15 protein-coding genes are annotated in these 14,244 nt (G+C 35.5%); 4 read left to right on the forward strand and 11 right to left on the reverse strand.

What is annotated here, in order from left to right:
• Positions 1 to 155: 155 nt before the first annotated feature.
• Positions 156 to 626, forward strand: coding sequence for a hypothetical protein (locus ACHUE4_RS15880; RefSeq protein WP_394191812.1), 471 nt, complete (start codon positions 156 to 158; stop codon positions 624 to 626).
• A gap of 112 nt (positions 627 to 738) precedes the next feature.
• Here ACHUE4_RS15880 and rlmN read toward each other — a convergent pair whose 3' ends face one another.
• The 5 genes from rlmN to ACHUE4_RS15905 all read right to left on the reverse strand — a co-directional run bounded on the left by rlmN (position 739) and on the right by ACHUE4_RS15905 (position 4,986).
• Positions 739 to 1,809 carry a dual-specificity RNA methyltransferase RlmN gene (rlmN, locus tag ACHUE4_RS15885; RefSeq protein ID WP_394191814.1) on the reverse strand — a complete coding sequence of 357 codons (1,071 nt, stop codon included), beginning with the start codon at positions 1,807 to 1,809 and terminating at the stop codon, positions 739 to 741.
• 222 nt (positions 1,810 to 2,031) lie between these two features.
• Complete coding sequence (locus ACHUE4_RS15890) at positions 2,032 to 3,183, reverse strand: cation:proton antiporter (RefSeq protein ID WP_394191816.1); 1,152 nt, start codon at positions 3,181 to 3,183, stop codon at positions 2,032 to 2,034.
• 267 nt (positions 3,184 to 3,450) lie between these two features.
• Positions 3,451 to 3,714 (reverse strand): DUF1292 domain-containing protein, encoded by a 264-nt coding sequence (locus ACHUE4_RS15895; RefSeq protein WP_394191818.1) that lies wholly within the window; start codon positions 3,712 to 3,714, stop codon positions 3,451 to 3,453.
• A 241-nt stretch (positions 3,715 to 3,955) separates the two neighbouring features.
• On the reverse strand, positions 3,956 to 4,342 hold the full coding sequence (locus tag ACHUE4_RS15900; protein WP_394191820.1) for a DUF302 domain-containing protein: 387 nt from the start codon (positions 4,340 to 4,342) through the stop codon (positions 3,956 to 3,958).
• 125 nt (positions 4,343 to 4,467) lie between these two features.
• Positions 4,468 to 4,986 (reverse strand): YehS family protein, encoded by a 519-nt coding sequence (locus ACHUE4_RS15905; RefSeq protein ID WP_394191822.1) that lies wholly within the window; start codon positions 4,984 to 4,986, stop codon positions 4,468 to 4,470.
• A 362-nt stretch (positions 4,987 to 5,348) separates the two neighbouring features.
• Between ACHUE4_RS15905 and ACHUE4_RS15910 the strand changes: the two genes are divergently transcribed.
• A complete protein-coding gene (locus ACHUE4_RS15910; protein ID WP_394191824.1) occupies positions 5,349 to 6,692 on the forward strand; it encodes a glucose-6-phosphate isomerase in 1,344 nt (447 codons plus the stop codon).
• Positions 6,693 to 6,716: 24 nt separating this feature from the next.
• On the forward strand, positions 6,717 to 8,132 hold the full coding sequence (gene gndA, locus ACHUE4_RS15915; RefSeq protein WP_394191825.1) for an NADP-dependent phosphogluconate dehydrogenase: 1,416 nt from the start codon (positions 6,717 to 6,719) through the stop codon (positions 8,130 to 8,132).
• Positions 8,133 to 8,242: 110 nt separating this feature from the next.
• Here the strand turns inward: gndA and ACHUE4_RS15920 are convergent, their stop codons facing one another.
• The 3 genes from ACHUE4_RS15920 to ACHUE4_RS15930 all read right to left on the reverse strand — a co-directional run bounded on the left by ACHUE4_RS15920 (position 8,243) and on the right by ACHUE4_RS15930 (position 9,995).
• Positions 8,243 to 8,860, reverse strand: a complete 618-nt coding sequence (locus ACHUE4_RS15920) for a YdcF family protein (RefSeq protein WP_394191827.1) — start codon at positions 8,858 to 8,860, stop codon at positions 8,243 to 8,245.
• A 47-nt stretch (positions 8,861 to 8,907) separates the two neighbouring features.
• On the reverse strand, positions 8,908 to 9,186 hold the full coding sequence (locus ACHUE4_RS15925) for a hypothetical protein (protein ID WP_394191829.1): 279 nt from the start codon (positions 9,184 to 9,186) through the stop codon (positions 8,908 to 8,910).
• Positions 9,187 to 9,647: 461 nt separating this feature from the next.
• Positions 9,648 to 9,995: a winged helix-turn-helix transcriptional regulator gene (locus tag ACHUE4_RS15930; RefSeq protein WP_394191831.1), complete on the reverse strand. Its 348-nt coding sequence runs from the start codon at positions 9,993 to 9,995 to the stop codon at positions 9,648 to 9,650.
• Between the two features lie 192 nt (positions 9,996 to 10,187).
• Here ACHUE4_RS15930 and ACHUE4_RS15935 point away from each other — a divergent pair, with 192 nt between their 5' ends.
• On the forward strand, positions 10,188 to 11,174 hold the full coding sequence (locus ACHUE4_RS15935) for a Gfo/Idh/MocA family protein (protein WP_394191833.1): 987 nt from the start codon (positions 10,188 to 10,190) through the stop codon (positions 11,172 to 11,174).
• Positions 11,175 to 11,189: 15 nt separating this feature from the next.
• On the opposite strand, the gene ACHUE4_RS15940 is transcribed toward ACHUE4_RS15935, so the two are convergent.
• The 3 genes from ACHUE4_RS15940 to hxlA all read right to left on the reverse strand — a co-directional run bounded on the left by ACHUE4_RS15940 (position 11,190) and on the right by hxlA (position 13,385).
• Positions 11,190 to 12,002, reverse strand: a complete 813-nt coding sequence (locus tag ACHUE4_RS15940; protein WP_394191835.1) for a Cof-type HAD-IIB family hydrolase — start codon at positions 12,000 to 12,002, stop codon at positions 11,190 to 11,192.
• Positions 12,003 to 12,187: 185 nt separating this feature from the next.
• Complete coding sequence (gene hxlB, locus ACHUE4_RS15945; RefSeq protein WP_394191880.1) at positions 12,188 to 12,742, reverse strand: 6-phospho-3-hexuloisomerase; 555 nt, start codon at positions 12,740 to 12,742, stop codon at positions 12,188 to 12,190.
• Between the two features lies 1 nt (position 12,743).
• Complete coding sequence (gene hxlA / locus ACHUE4_RS15950) at positions 12,744 to 13,385, reverse strand: 3-hexulose-6-phosphate synthase (RefSeq protein ID WP_394191837.1); 642 nt, start codon at positions 13,383 to 13,385, stop codon at positions 12,744 to 12,746.
• Positions 13,386 to 14,244: the final 859 nt, after the last annotated feature.

Consider the following 14,244-nt stretch of genomic DNA (forward strand, 5'->3'; position numbering starts at 1 on the left):
CAAACGGTATGTACTATAGGATATGAGGATGAAAAAAAGCGAGGTGAGGAATTTCAGCTCAATTATAATTCTTAGCTAAAATAAAATTGAAACTTTGAGATTGTGTAATCGTCTAACTTGAATAATGAAGCATTACATAAAGGGGTTTATCATTTATGAGGAAAAACATTAGTACTATTTTAACTGTGTTTTTAGTCTCTTCTCTTCTTTTTGGTTGCCATTCAGAAGATAACATGGCATTGGAGACAGAAAAACCAAAACCTTCTTCTGAAATACAAGTAGATGATAATAATCAATTGAAATTAGATGGAGAAATTACAAAAATCATCATTTCTAAAACAAAAGGAGTTAATGCAACCGTTTTTGAAAAGGATGAAGTTATTGAAACATTTATGAACATAATTTCAGGTGCTATAAAAGAAAGTGGCATAGTAAATATGGCTAATCCAGATTTATATATGGATGTTGTATATGAAAACGGAAATAAACAAAGTTTTTATTTATGGATAGGCGAAAAAGGGCAAAAAAGTACATTAATGAAAACGGATGATACCCATACTATTTATACTGTTTCAGGAGAAATGAATGATATGGTAATTGAATTAGTTGAAAGCATTGAGAATTGACCTCTAATGAGAAGGTCTTTTTTTATGTACTTTTTAGTGGTTCAAATGTGGTTGACTGAAATGAAAAAAGCGCACCTACAAAGTAGGTACGCAATTTGTTCTTATAGAAGGCTTAAACCGTAGCTTTTTCACCTTTTTTAATTTGTTTGCTTCGTAATTGACCACACGCTGCATCAATATCTGCACCTTGTTCATGACGAACGCCACAGTTGATTCCTTTTTTCTTTAGTGCATCATAAAAGGCACTGATGGCTTCAGGTGTACTTTGTTCGTATTGAGCATGCTCATCCACTGGATTGTAAGGGATTAGGTTGACGTACGATAAATGACGTTTGTTTTCTAACAACTTGGCTAATTTGTTTGCTTCTTCCACGTGGTCGTTTACATCGCGAAGTAAAATATATTCGAACGTAATACGACGGTTGGTTTTCTCCAAATAGTAGTCAATTGCATCCATTAATTTCTCGATTGGATACGCTTTGTTGATCTTCATAATACGCGTACGTAACTCATTAGTTGGTGCGTGAATAGAGATTGCTAAATTCACTTGAAGACCTTCGTCCGCATAATCGTAAATTTTAGGCACAATCCCACTTGTAGAAACTGTGATATGACGTGCACCGATCGCTAATCCTTTTTGAGAATTCACTACACTTAAGAAACTCATTAAGTTTGTATAGTTATCGAATGGTTCACCGATACCCATTACTACGATGTGACTTACACGTTCTTCTTTTTTCACTGCATCTAAATGTTGTTGAACTTGCATGATTTGTTCTACGATTTCTCCAGAATTCAAATCACGACTCTTCTTCAGCAATCCACTCGCACAGAAACTACAACCAATGTTACAGCCCACTTGCGTAGTTACACAGACAGACAAACCATATTTAAAGCGCATTAAAACGGTTTCGATTAAGTTGCCGTCTTTCATTTTGAATAAAAACTTAATCGTTCCGTCTGATGATTCTTGTTTTACTTCTTGCTCCAATGTGTAAAGAACAAAATTATCTTCTAATAATTGAATACATTCTTTACTTACATTGTTCATTTCAGAGAAATCTGTAATACGTTTGATGTATAACCAATCCCAGATTTGCTCTGCTCTATATTTTTTTTGTCCGTGATCTATAAGCCATGCCGTAAGTTGCTCTAATGTTAAACTAAAAATTGATGTTTTCATTTGTATACCCTCTTTTCAAAAAACGAAATTCCTATCTATTCTACTAGAAATGAGCATATATCACAACTGATTGAATTTTGCAAAGACTTTTTAACCGAAGAAGTTGTGAGTAGTATTTACCGAACATCAATAATTACACATTCGTTTGTCCGATTAATCGAATGACTTTATTTGCACAAAAAAACTGGCCATTGCTGACCAGGTTTTATTGGAAGTATGTGCCTACTCCTTTGAGTCCTTACGCTGACCCCAAATTTTTTCGCCTATTTTAGGAGCCATTTGAACCAAAAACATCCCAATTAAGGCTGCAATCAATATATACATACCCGCAAAGATTTGAACGACTCCAGATGCGAGGGCTGCAATGATAACAGAAAATTCTCCGCGTGGGGTTAGTACAAGACCTGTCTCAAAGGATTCACGTTTGTCCAATCCGTACCATCTACCACCGTAGTATCCTACAATCATTTTCGCCAGTATTGACCAAATGACAATGACGATTAAAAGACCAAAAGCAGGCACTTCATCTGTAAATTCAAGTGTTAATCCAAAATTCAAGAAGAAGAAAGGAAGGAATAAGTTACGAACTGGCATTGAAACCTCCATTACTTTATCCTTAAAGTTCGTTTCAGCCATCATAATTCCAGCTAGAAAAGCACCAATGACTTCTGATAAATGTAGGTAGTAAGCAAAACCACCATACGAAATGGCCACTCCAAGTATAAATAAGACAAAATAGTCTTCATTCAAAAATCTTGTAATTACTTTATGTGCTTTATTGAAGACGACTTTCCCGATAACAACAGCCCCAATAACTAACAGTGCTATCTTAAGGATAATGAACACAAAGTCCATCCCTTTAAAACCGTCCCCGCTTAACCCAATTAAAATTGTAATTAAAATAGGAGCGATTAGATCTTCAAATATGAGTAAGGATAAAATAAATCCTGACTCTTTATTGTCTAGTTTGTTTTTATGTTCTAATAATTTCACTGTAATAGATGAACTTGTTGCATAAACAAGCCCTGCGATTAGAAGTGATGTGAAGAGGTCGTGTCCAAAAATCATGGATATTCCAAAAGTAACACCTATACCTAAAACGATGTCTAGTAAACTAGCCTTCCAAACTTTACGACCTTTGCGTCCAAGTTCTCGAAATGTGAACTTCATTCCCAGTAAAAAGAATAAGACGATTAATCCGATTTCACCTGCTATTTTAAATGCATCCGTATCACCAAAATAACCAGTTAAAGAAAGTCCCGCTCCAACTAGTATGTAAATGACGATATCTGGTATACGTAATAATTTGATTCCAATGAAAGCCGCTACAAATAAAGCAAACAATGTTAACCCTATCGCTAAAGGTAAATTCATCCCTATATCACATCCGTTCGTTACTTAATAAAAGGAGTATACCCTTTTGAATGAAGAATACTTAAATAAAATTCATTTAAGTCTTTAATCACTCCATCAATTATTATAAGTAAGTATAAATACACATCTAGGTGAATGTAGAAACTGATTAATTCCGCTGCGGAAAGTACGATTATTATGGATGTTAAACGTCTTATATAGTCATTACGCAAAAGACCGTTTGGAGATTGAAACTTCCAAACGGTCTTTATATATATCACGATTAGTTTACTCTTCTCCAGCCTCTTTAAACGCTAAAGATACCATCTCAAATTCCTCATCACTTTCGATAATCGATAATTCTTCTCCTTCTTCAACTCTTAAAAAGAAAACATCGATATCATCTGTTGAATCATCTTGAGTTTCTTCAGCAAAACCAACTGCTGCATATTCGATGCCATCGATACTTAGCGTACCTAATACTTCGATTTCTTGTTCCTCATTATTCTCATCGAACAATGTAAAAATGTCGCCTACTTCGATTTTCTCCATTGGTTTTTCCTCCTATGACTTGTACTTCATATGCTTATCATACCACTTCATGATTTTTCAAAACATAAAGTGATTGCATGTAAAAGTGTACGTTTCCACGCAGAAATTTATAAGTCAATAATAGATGTTATGAGGAATGGAATGCAAATTTATGATGAATTTCGAATTTCCTTTTTGAAGAAGTTTCTATAAATAAGAATAAACCGCTCTCAGGTTTCCCTGAAGCGGTTTAGCGTTCCATTTAAGTTGCTTGATCAATGCTGCGGATCAGTCGATTTTCTACATCTGTCGCAATTTCAGTTAATTTATCATTATTTGCTAATTCTATAAGCGTCGTTGGTTTCGGTAAACCAATTTTCGTTTTGCCTTCATCTTCGTACACGACAATTTTACAAGGTAAAAAGTAGCCCACTACTTTATCTTCTTGTAATACTCGATTCGCTTCTTTTGGATTACACACTTCGAGAACTCGATACCCTGTATTAAAGTCCAATCCTTTTTCTTGCAACTTCGCAGTTAAATCAAAGTCCCACAAAACACCAAATTGTTCTTCTTTAAGAGATGCCTCAAGTGCTTTTACCGCTTCATCCATAGATTTCTCGGTTTCGACCGTATAATGAAAATTCATTCGAATCGCTCCTTTGAAATTATTATTGAAATAAAACACACATTTCAGTATACCCAAGTCGGTATAAACAAAAACACGGAACCTCGATGGATTCCGTGTTTCTATTCTTTCTATTTATATTGCGCCTATTTTCTATATTTAATCGCTAACCCTTTTAAGAAATTTCGTGCGTATCGATCGCCGCATTCTTTATAGTTTTTGTGACCTACTTTTCTTAATAAAGCTCCTAATTCACCTTTTGTTACAGTGACGCCAGCTGATTCTAAAATTTCGAGCATATCTTCACTTGTTAAAGAGAGGGCGATTTTTAATTTCTTTAAGAGCATGTTATTCGCTCTCTCACCTGTTAGTGCTGGTCGTTCAGGTTGCCCTGGTTGTGGATCCTGTTTGCCTCTTTTGAAAACAATAAATCCATTTAAAAACGACTCTAACATCGCATTATCACATTTGATGTTTTCATCATTTTCGATTTCATCATCATAATGATCAAAGTCATCATAATAATCGTCTTTTGATTTCGTAAGAATTAAAAGCACTTCTTCTTTTGTGAATTCCATGCCACCGAGTTTAAATATCTCAATCATATCTTTATTTTTTATATCTAGCGCATATCTTAATCGAATTAATATATCGTTATTATCCATTGTTAAACCTCCTAGTACATTCCCTGTTCACACCATTTTATGGTGTGAATTTAACCGAATTATTCAATTGAATTCAACCTAATAATAGCACAATTAGCGAGGTTTTATTCAAATGGACTTGCTAGGCTTCTTTCTACGTACGCCATTTCAGATAGAACTTACAAATCTCATTGTCCTCTAACCACAAATCTATAATATTTCCATGATATAAAACGGACTTTGTCGTATCATTGTATATGGAAAGCATTAAAATTTTTAATGCATTTACTTAAACAAAAGACATGTAAGCAAGTCAGCTATTGTTAACCAAACAAGTTAAGTGGTGGTAAGATAAAAGTTGAAGTTAAAGGGAGATGTAACATATGACCGTATCATTTAATTACAACAATGCTTTATCGTTTATGAATAATAGTGAAGTTGAAAATTTAAGTGAGTTTGTCAAACAAGCACATCATCAAATTCACCAAAAACAAGGACCTGGTTCTGATTACTTAGGATGGGTTGACTGGCCAGTTAATTACGATAAAGACGAATTTTCTAGAGTGAAGCTAGCTGCTAAGCGAATTCAAGAACAGTCTGACGCATTGATTGTTATCGGCATTGGTGGCTCTTATCTAGGTTCTAAAGCCGCAATCGAGGCTTTATCGCATACGTTCCACAATCAAATTCAAGGCAATACGGAAGTGTATTTTGCAGGACAAAATATTAGTTCTACCTATATTGAGCATTTAATGCAAGTATTAGAAGGAAAAGATATTTCGGTTAATGTTATTTCCAAGTCAGGGACAACTACAGAGCCGGCTTTAGCATTCCGCATTTTCCGTGAATTAATGGAGAAGAAATATGGAAAAGAAGAAGCAAGAAATCGAATTTATGTGACGACTGATCAGAATAAAGGCTCTCTTCTAAAACTTGCTGGTGAAGAAGGGTATGAAACCTTTGTTATTCCTGATGACATCGGTGGCCGTTACTCGGTTCTTACACCAGTAGGCTTACTTCCGATCGCAGTTGCCGGTCTTAATATTGATCAAATGATGGCTGGTGCAAAACAAGGATTCGATAAATATAATAATCCCGATTTGGCAACGAACGAAAGCTACCAATATGCCGCTATCAGAAATATTTTCTACAATAAAGGCAAGTCAATTGAGTTATTTGTAAGCTATGAGCCTGGTTTAAGCTATGTGGCTGAATGGTGGAAACAACTCTTTGGCGAAAGTGAAGGTAAGGATGAAAAAGGCCTCTTCCCTGCCTCAGTTAACTTTACAACCGATTTGCACTCGATGGGACAATACGTTCAAGAAGGTCGTAGGCTTTTAATTGAAACTGTTCTACAGGTTAAAAAACCGGCAATTGAACGTATTATTGAAGCGGATCCTGAAAATATTGACGGATTAAATTTCCTTACTGGAAAAACAATGGATGAAGTGAACAAAAAAGCAGCTCTTGGAACGACCCTTGCTCATATTGATGGCGGTGTTCCGAATTTATTAATCGAATTAGATGAACTTAACGAATTCACTTTTGGGGAATTGGTTTATTTCTTTGAAAAAGCTTGCGCGATCAGTGGAACTTTACTTGGCGTTAATCCATTTGACCAGCCAGGAGTCGAGGCGTATAAAACGAATATGTTTGCATTACTCGGCAAAGATGGTTTTTTAAAAGAAAAAGAAGAATTAGAGAATCGACTATCCACATTAGGATAAAAGCAAAAGAAATGAGGTAAGTATATGACGAAACAACAAATAGGTGTTATCGGTTTAGGCGTAATGGGATTGAATCTTGCGCTAAATATGGAAAGCAAAGGCTTTTCTGTTTCGGTTTACGATTACTGGACAGATCGAACAGAAGAATTTTCTACGAAAGAAGCGAAAGGTAAAAATATTCAAGGTGCCTTCAGCTTAGAAGAATTTGTCGCTTCTTTAGAACTTCCACGCAAGATTTTATTGATGGTAAAGGCTGGAGAAACAACTGATTCGGTCATCGATTCTCTTATTCCCCATCTTCAACAAGGGGATATTCTGATGGATGGCGGAAATTCATTTTATGAAGACACGAATAGACGTACCGCAAAATTACAGGCATTAGGTTTGAATTTCATTGGTGCCGGCGTTTCGGGTGGAGAAGAAGGCGCACGAACGGGTCCTTCTATTATGCCTGGTGGACCAAAAGAAGCTTACGAACAGGTTCAACCAATTCTTGATGCCATTTCTGCAAAAGTCGACGGCACTCCATGCAGCACATACATGGGACCAGATGGAGCAGGACATTATGTGAAGATGGTTCATAATGGGATTGAATATGGAGATATGCAGCTGATTTCTGAAGCGTATTTCATCATGAAACATGCACTTGGTCTTTCAGCTCAAGAATTGCATGAAATCTTTTCTGAGTGGAATAAAGGAGAACTTGATAGCTACCTGATCGAGATCACTGCGGACATTTTCACTAAGATGGATGATGAAACCGGGAACCCACTTGTTGATCAGATTTTAGATGTAGCTGGTCAAAAAGGGACAGGAAAATGGACAAGTCAAAATGCTTTAGATTTAGGTGTCTCTCTCCCAATCGTTACTGAATCCGTATTTGCGAGATTTATTTCTTCTATTAAAGAAGAACGAGTGGCAGCAAGTAAAATACTTAAAGGTCCTGATTCGAAAAAGTATGAAGGTGATCCAAAAGAATTTATTGAAGCGATTCGTAAAGCTCTGTATATGAGTAAAATTTGTTCATATGCCCAAGGTTTTGCACAAATGCGTGCAGCATCTGAGGAGTACGGCTGGAACATTCCTTACGGGGATGTAGCGATGATTTTCCGTGGAGGTTGTATCATTCGAGCACAGTTCTTACAAAAGATTAAAGAAGCTTTTGACCAGAACAGTGACTTGCCTAACTTATTAGTTGATCCGTACTTCCAAGAAATCGTTGGTGACTACCAGAGCTCACTTCGAGAAGTACTAGCCTTGGCAATCCAAAAAGGAATTCCAACGCCTGCTTTCTCAAGTGCATTAGCTTACTATGATAGCTATCGTACAGAAACATTGCCAGCTAACCTTATTCAAGCACAACGTGATTACTTTGGTGCACATACGTATGAGCGATTAGATAAAGATGGATCGTTCCATACGGATTGGTCAGCTAAATAAGTAGTAACAATCATAAAGCATCAGGTAGCGATACAACATAAAGTTGTTTCGTGCCTGATGCTTTTTCCTGTTCTTGAATATGCATTAAAAATTTCGTCTATAATCAACTATTAATTAGATATTTCAACCTTAGTATCTATAATAACCCCTTGTTTAACGTAATTTATTAGTTTGCCCGATTCCATCTCTACTCTTTTCCTGCCGTACGGATAATTAAACCAGTTATCTTCTCTAGTTGTTTGGTCATTAACTGTACACAGAGAATATTCTATCCACTCTGGCATAAACGTTTTTAGTGTTAAATGGAACCTACGCATATGAAAATTTGTGGTAACCACAATTATTCTCTTTACATTATGTAAATAAAAAGCTCTATCCAAAACTAGCAAAGAAGCAAGAACATTTTCTTTCGTATGAAGGGAAACATCCTCTACTATTATGTCCTCTTCTGGTATCCCTTGTTCAATAGCTTTCTCTTTTAATAATTGTGCTTCTGATAACTTGTTACCTTCCCAAATTACTCCACCTGAAAACAAAATCTTATTTGCTCTACCTTGCTTATAAAGTTGTATAGCTTTTGGTAAGCGATATTCCACAGTCTTATTACTACCTGGAACAAGAATGCAATCACCAATCTCGTTATCATCTTCCAAATTTTTATAAATGAGTTCGGTCAGTTGTAGGTCAGTAAGTTTATTAGGTTCTAACTGAGATATATTTATTAACATATTTCACCTCGACAATTGATTAAGCCTTCACTCCAATAATGCTGATTTTACTTATTGATACCTTTTCTTAAAACCGCTTTTGCTTCCGCTGAAATAAGCGTACTGTTATACAGTTTTACGATGATTTTCATCATATCAATTTCATTGAAAGCAGGAGCATTATTAATTGTTTTTCCGTTTTTGGTGTACCTCATTAATAGTTGTTCATCTTTTTGTGGAACACCGTTAACAATAGCCGTGCATTTATCAAACACAATGTCATACGCATTATCAACATTTTGTGAAATGCGATCATGCAGTTTATACTTCATTGTAGGTTTAATCACTTTTTTCCTCCTTTCGTTAACCAATCCTCATTATCCATCTAAAATGAGATTCTACTCTGCATTTCTTTAGTTCAACAAAAAAGAGCGCTTTTCCTTCTTGAAGTAAGGCACTCAGTTGTTCAATAAGGTAACATTTTAGTGTTCCCTAATGATGTTTTCTTATTAACTCCAAACCCCTTTACTATAAGAAAAAAACATGGATGTTCATTAGAACTTAATAACTTTCACTTATATACCAGGTTACTTTAAAGTTCCCTTTTACATCATCACCTGATACAACCATTCTATAAGAGCCATCAATAATAAGTAGTACTAGTCAAATTTGCACATCCTGTGATATCAAAAAAATCAACTTTAATTTAAATGTTCCTGTGCTAATCTCTCACGTTTAGATGCAACACGGAAGAAAAGGCCATCCTCTAGTTCATTAAACTAGTGGATGGCCTTTTTTTCAGGCACCATTATTTATTTTCATTTTCCAAATTGTTCTCTATATAATCTTTACCCCATTCATACATCGAATCAAGAATCGGAATCAAACTTCTTCCTTGTTCTGTAAGTGAGTATTCCACTTTTGGTGGAACAACAGGATATACTTCTCGATGTATAATCAAATGGTCTTCAAGTTCACGTAATTGATTAACAAGCATCCGCTGTGTAATTCCCGGCATAAGGTTTTTTAATTCACCAAAGCGTTTGGTTCCTTCTTTACCTAAATGCCATAGCACCAACATTTTCCATTTTCCACCAATGATAGAAAGTGTCAGTTCCTTTTCGCAATTAAATTCTTTCTCCCCCAAATTAGGCATTTTCTTCCCCTCCTTCCCTTTAGATTCAATAGTTTACTTTTGAATACTATATGTGAAAAAAGTTCGTACTTTGATTTTTATCATATACTAACTATACTAAATGCTACATATTTAGTACACAACTCTCCTTTGGATATACTAAAACTCAAATGAAAGTTTTAAATTACAAAACAAAGAAATGAGGCTAAATAAATGACTCGAATTGGTATAGTGGGTACTAATTGGATTACAGAAAGATTACTTGAAGCGGCAAGTGCGGTAGAAAATTTTGAACTAGCAGCCGTTTATTCACGAACAAGCGAGAGGGCTGAAGAATTTGGAACCAAATACGGAATAACAAATCTTTTTACAAATTTAGAAGAAATGGCAGGAAGTGAAGAAATTGACGCGGTTTACATTGCTACTCCTAATTCATATCATGCAGAACAAGCGATTTTGTTTTTACAACATGGTAAACATGTATTATGTGAAAAGCCACTGGCTGCTAATGCAAAAGAGGTAGCAAGGATGATTCAAGCAACAAAAAATCACAACGTACTATTAATGGAAGCAATGAAATCAACACTACTTCCAAACTTCAAGGTTATTCAAGATCACTTACATAAAATTGGTCCTGTCCGTAGGTACTTTGCAAGCTATTGTCAGTATTCATCTCGTTATGATAAATACAAGGAAGGGATTGTCCTAAATGCTTTCAATCCAAACTTTGCGAACGGTTCATTAATGGATCTTGGCGTCTACTGTTTATATCCGCTTGTTACATTATTTGGTGAACCGAAAGAAGTGAAGGCAACAGGTCTAATTCTGGATTCAGGTGTAGATGGTGAAGGTAGTGTCATATTGAAATACGATGATAAAGATGCAGTTGTGATGTATTCAAAAATTACCAACTCTTTTTTACCAAGCGAAATCCAAGGTGAAAAAGGCAGTATGATTATTGATAAGATCCATTCGGCGGAAAAAGTAGAAATTCATTACAATGACGGGACAATTGAACCATTAACTGTCGAACAATCTCATCCCGCTATGTATTATGAAGTGAAAGAATTTATTGATTTAATCAAGCAACAAAAAATGGAATCCACTACAAACTCATTTGAAAACTCACTCACTACAATGCAAGTGTTGGATAAAGTTCGAAAAGAAATATGTCTTGTCTTTCCAAATGACCTTAAGTAAATAACGCGCTACCAATCATTTATACAAAATCGCAGGATTTATTATGAACTTTTCTATCACATGAAGTACTCCATCATCATTGTTTGTAAGTGAGATGTAATCAGCTATATCTTTTAATTCCTTAACTGCATTGCCCATTGCTATGCCTAACCCAGCTGTCTTTATAAGTTCAATATCATTGTGGTTGTCACCAATACCAATAATTTCTGAACGATCAATACCAAGTTTTTTTGCTAGGTACAGCAGGGCACTCCCTTTGTTTGCTTCTGTATTAGTAACTTCAAGATAAGTTTTTTTTGATTTTGCAATATGAGCCTGTTCACCAAGCAACCATTGCAATTCGTCTTGCAGGATATCAAGTTTATCATGGTTATCAATAAAGAGTGCTTTTGTAAATCCTTTTTTGGCTAGCTTGGCAAGGTCCGGTTCTATTGTATAAGGAACTTTCGCTTCTTCGGAATAAGCAATAAGCTTTTCGTTTTCCCATGCACTATAGAGAATATCATCTTGATACACTTGTAAATGAATCTTTTTTTCGGTTGCAATCGCTACTAACTTTCGTGCAACGTCAGGAGAAATAAGTCGCTCATACATGACTTCATTTTCATTAACATCCTTGATAATTGCACCATGATAAGTAATAAGCGGTACATTAATACCTAGCTGCAGTGCAAAGACCTTGGCAGAAGGAAACATACGACCAGTTGCAATAGTTACAATTGTGCCAAGTCCAACCGCTTTCTGAATAGCTGTTACTGTATCTGGTGAAACCATTAATTCGTCTGTGAGTAACGTTCCATCAAGATCAATCGCAATCATTTTATACATAGAAACTCTCCTATTAAAAACTTTTTAAAAACTTCTTAAATGGATGAAAAAAGAAACTGGACGTTTGCTTAACATAGATTACTCTTGCAAGTGAGTACTCCGTTCCTACTTATTTCATGCAGTGAGAAAATCCAAATAAACCTGAGTATCTAAATTAGTATTAGACTCAGGTTTATTGTTCAGTTCTATTCTAAATTAGCATGTCTTCCGTACATTTTGTCAGAATTTAATCCTTTTTTATTCATAAATCTCAAAATTACTGCATCATAAAAAAGAAGAAGCGATTGCTCAAACAGAGAGCCCATCGGTTGAATTGATTTTCCACTGGTGCCATCCGCTTTTGCTTGAGCAGGTATTTCAATTTGAATATCAGCCAACTTACCAATTGTAGAATCAGGATTAATGGTAACAGCTACTACTGTTGCACCAATGCTTTTCGCTTTTTTCGTCATAGCTGCCAGGCTCCCAGTCTCACCTGAACCAGAACCGACAATAAAGATATCACTCGGTTCTAGATTAGGTGTTACTGTTTCTCCTACAACATACGCATCAAGTCCAACATGCATCATGCGCATAACAAATGCCTTAGCCATGAAGCCGGATCGTCCTCCACCTGCAACAAAAATCTTTTTTGCACGTAAAATACCTTCGACTACCTTTTCGGCATCCTCACCATTGATGAGTTCAAGAGTTCGCTTTAGCTCGGCCAGTATCTCATCTGTGTAGCCTTTTGTATTCATGTTACGCAATCACGCCTTCTTTGATTAGTTTTTGAATTTTTGCTGCTTCTGCTTTTTTATCTTCTTTACTTGTGATTCCACCACCAACAATTATTAAATCTGGTTGAGCTTTAATCACTTCCGGTAAGGTCTCAAACTTGATTCCGCCAGCAATTGCAGTTTTAGCATTTTTCACAACGTTTTTAATTGTGCGTAGATCTTCGAATGAATCTTTACCTTCCGCTTGCAAGTCATATCCTGTGTGTACACAAATATAATCTACACCTAGTTCATCAAGCTCTGCTGCGCGTGTTTTAACGTCTTTTACAGCAATCATATCAACCAAGATTTTTTTACCTAATTTTTTTGCTGCTTCAACAGCACCTTTGATTGAAGAGTCTTCTGCTTGTGCAAGGATTGTAACTATGTCAGCACCTGCAGCTGCAGCATTAGAGACTTCATAACCTGCAGCATCCATAATTTTAACATCTGCAAGAACTTCTAGGTTAGGAAATGCAGCTTTAACAGCTTCAACTGCTTTAAGACCTTCTTTATTGATTACTGGAGTTCCGATTTCAACGATATCAATATGCCCCTCAACTTCTTTAATAAGTTCTAGGGCTTGTGGAATGTTAACTAAATCTAAAGCTAATTGTAATTTCATATATGTCAATCTCCTTTTATTCGTTTTATGGTGCCTACCTAGTGTAAAACCATTCATAAATATTGTGAAGTACGCACTTTAAATTCACATACTAACAAAAAGTATACTGTAGACTTTCTTTACAATATTGGAGTGCCATGAATCTATATAAATGTCCTCTTCTCACTCCTATATCTAGTCATGGAATATAATTTCTTGGGAACGACGTGGAATCACAGGCTGAACCCGAAAAGCTAATTCGATTTCTTTACCTATATAAATTTAGTTAAGTTAAACGATACGGTTAAATATATTTGTTTGCCGTATATTCTCCGCAAATGCCTCATTCGTTTTATTCTTCTCAACAAAAAAATTTAACATGACTAATATTAAGTGTCCTTTAAATGATGTAGTTTATGGCTTCCCACACATTCCGCATGAGCCAAATATTTTTGGTTATTCGACTTCTCACTTTAGTGGCAGGCAATGATACCTTATTAATTCAAAATCCACAACATTATTTAATATGTTTTTTCTTGAATTTTTAAAGACGATTTAATTGACACTAACAGGGCGGAAGCTCCCGCAGTGAGAACCATTTTAATTTGAAGGTTTCAACGTCAGTCAATATCGTTAGTGCATTCTTGTTTACTCCTCCCTTAAATGCTTAACCAAAAGTATACTTTTTTACACTATTTGTTTTTTAAGTGCGTACTTACATAAATTAAATGCAGTCATTATACTGAGAACTGTTGCGATTATCATTCATGGTTTAAACAAAATGCTGATTGTAAAAGTTGGAGGGTGTTGAATATGAATTACGGGAATACCGCAATAGAATTTGATGTAAAAAATCAATTAATTGGATTCCAAGAAGAAT

Origin of the sequence: Paenisporosarcina quisquiliarum (genome assembly GCF_043641925.1) — a bacterium.
Taxonomy (GTDB): Bacteria; Bacillota; Bacilli; order Bacillales_A; family Planococcaceae; genus Paenisporosarcina; species Paenisporosarcina quisquiliarum_A.

Bases quoted from the DNA above. Each gene is read 5' to 3' on its own strand.
- ACHUE4_RS15880 (WP_394191812.1), top strand. From the start codon at position 156: ATGAGGAAAAACATTAGTACTATTTTAACTGTGTTTTTAGTCTCTTCT.
- rlmN (WP_394191814.1), bottom strand. From the start codon at position 1,809: ATGAAAACATCAATTTTTAGTTTAACATTAGAGCAACTTACGGCATGG.
- ACHUE4_RS15890 (WP_394191816.1), bottom strand. From the start codon at position 3,183: ATGAATTTACCTTTAGCGATAGGGTTAACATTGTTTGCTTTATTTGTA.
- ACHUE4_RS15895 (WP_394191818.1), bottom strand. From the start codon at position 3,714: ATGGAGAAAATCGAAGTAGGCGACATTTTTACATTGTTCGATGAGAAT.
- ACHUE4_RS15900 (WP_394191820.1), bottom strand. From the start codon at position 4,342: ATGAATTTTCATTATACGGTCGAAACCGAGAAATCTATGGATGAAGCG.
- ACHUE4_RS15905 (WP_394191822.1), bottom strand. From the start codon at position 4,986: ATGGATAATAACGATATATTAATTCGATTAAGATATGCGCTAGATATA.
- ACHUE4_RS15910 (WP_394191824.1), top strand. From the start codon at position 5,349: ATGACCGTATCATTTAATTACAACAATGCTTTATCGTTTATGAATAAT.
- gndA (WP_394191825.1), top strand. From the start codon at position 6,717: ATGACGAAACAACAAATAGGTGTTATCGGTTTAGGCGTAATGGGATTG.
- ACHUE4_RS15920 (WP_394191827.1), bottom strand. From the start codon at position 8,860: ATGTTAATAAATATATCTCAGTTAGAACCTAATAAACTTACTGACCTA.
- ACHUE4_RS15930 (WP_394191831.1), bottom strand. From the start codon at position 9,995: ATGCCTAATTTGGGGGAGAAAGAATTTAATTGCGAAAAGGAACTGACA.
- ACHUE4_RS15935 (WP_394191833.1), top strand. From the start codon at position 10,188: ATGACTCGAATTGGTATAGTGGGTACTAATTGGATTACAGAAAGATTA.
- ACHUE4_RS15940 (WP_394191835.1), bottom strand. From the start codon at position 12,002: ATGTATAAAATGATTGCGATTGATCTTGATGGAACGTTACTCACAGAC.
- hxlB (WP_394191880.1), bottom strand. From the start codon at position 12,742: ATGAATACAAAAGGCTACACAGATGAGATACTGGCCGAGCTAAAGCGA.
- hxlA (WP_394191837.1), bottom strand. From the start codon at position 13,385: ATGAAATTACAATTAGCTTTAGATTTAGTTAACATTCCACAAGCCCTA.